A 1797-nucleotide genomic window follows, 5' to 3' on the forward strand; every position below is an offset into this window, starting at 1 on the left:
GCGGGGTAGGGGAGCGTTGTGTAAGTGGCTGAAGGTGTGCCGGGAGGCATGCTGGACATATCACAAGTGCGAATGCTGACATGAGTAACGACAATGCGGGTGAAAAACCCGCACGCCGGAAGACCAAGGGTTCCTATCCCATGTTAATCAGGGTAGGGTGAGTCGACCCCTAAGGCGAGGCCGAAAGGCGTAGTCGATGGGAAACGGGTTAATATTCCCGTACTTGGTATAAATGCGATGGGGGGACGGAGAAGGCTAGACAGGCACGGCGTTGGTTGTCCGTGTGAAAGTATGTAGGCTTGAATCTTAGGAAAATCCGGGATTCTTTAAGGCTGAGATACGAGACGACACTCTACGGAGTGGAAGCTGTTGGTGCCATACTTCCAGGAAAAGCCTCTAAGCTTCAGTTTATACCGAATCGTACCCCAAACCGACACAGGTGGTCAGGTAGAGAATACTAAGGCGCTTGAGAGAACTCGGGTGAAGGAACTAGGCAAAATAGTACCGTAACTTCGGGAGAAGGTACGCTCCTACCTGTGATGAGACGTGCTCTCTAAGCGGACGGGAGTCGCAGTGACCAGGTGGCTGGGACTGTTTATTAAAAACACAGCACTCTGCTAAATCGCGAGATGACGTATAGGGTGTGACACCTGCCCGGTGCCGGAAGGTTAATTGATGGGGTTAGCGTATGCGAAGCTCTTGATCGAAGCCCCGGTAAACGGCGGCCGTAACTATAACGGTCCTAAGGTAGCGAAATTCCTTGTCGGGTAAGTTCCGACCTGCACGAATGGTGTAACCATGGCCACGCTGTCTCCACCCGAGACTCAGTGAAATTGAAATCGCAGTGAAGATGCTGTGTACCCGCGGCTAGACGGAAAGACCCCGTGAACCTTTACTACAGCTTGGCACTGAACATTGAGCCTACATGTGTAGGTTAGGTGGGAGGCTTTGAAGCAGAGACGCCAGTTTCTGTGGAGCCATCCTTGAAATACCACCCTTGTATGTTTGATGTTCTAACGTTGGCCCCTGAATCGGGGTTGCGGACAGTGCCTGGTGGGTAGTTTGACTGGGGCGGTCTCCTCCCAAAGAGTAACGGAGGAGCACGAAGGTTGGCTAAGTACGGTCGGACATCGTACGGTTAGTGTAATGGTAGAAGCCAGCTTAACTGCGAGACAGACACGTCGAGCAGGTACGAAAGTAGGTCATAGTGATCCGGTGGTTCTGAATGGAAGGGCCATCGCTCAACGGATAAAAGGTACTCCGGGGATAACAGGCTGATACCGCCCAAGAGTTCATATCGACGGCGGTGTTTGGCACCTCGATGTCGGCTCATCACATCCTGGGGCTGAAGTCGGTCCCAAGGGTATGGCTGTTCGCCATTTAAAGTGGTACGCGAGCTGGGTTTAGAACGTCGTGAGACAGTTCGGTCCCTATCTGCCGTGGGCGTTTGAGAATTGAGAGGGGCTGCTCCTAGTACGAGAGGACCGGAGTGGACGAACCGCTGGTGTTCGGGTTGTGATGCCAATTGCATTGCCCGGTAGCTACGTTCGGAATCGATAACCGCTGAAAGCATCTAAGCGGGAAGCGAGCCTCGAGATGAGTTCTCACTTGGAGTTTAACTCCACTGAAGGGCCGTTGAAGACTACAACGTTGATAGGCAGGGTGTGGAAGCGCTGTGAGGCGTTAAGCTAACCTGTACTAATTACCCGTGAGGCTTAACCATACAACACCAAAATGGTGTGAGACTGTTAAGTTAGAAGTTAGAAATTAAAGACTGAAGTAGACACATTACTTATG

Annotated in this window: 1 rRNA gene; it reads left to right on the forward strand. The window is 51.9% G+C overall.

Going from position 1 to position 1797, the window contains the following annotated elements:
- Window positions 1–1723 (forward strand): 23S ribosomal RNA (locus C2M17_RS06075); the annotation flags it as partial.
- Window positions 1724–1797 lie beyond the last annotated feature (74 nt).

It is taken from the genome of Pseudoalteromonas sp. T1lg10 (genome assembly GCF_002964545.1).
Taxonomy (GTDB): Bacteria; Pseudomonadota; Gammaproteobacteria; order Enterobacterales; family Alteromonadaceae; genus Pseudoalteromonas.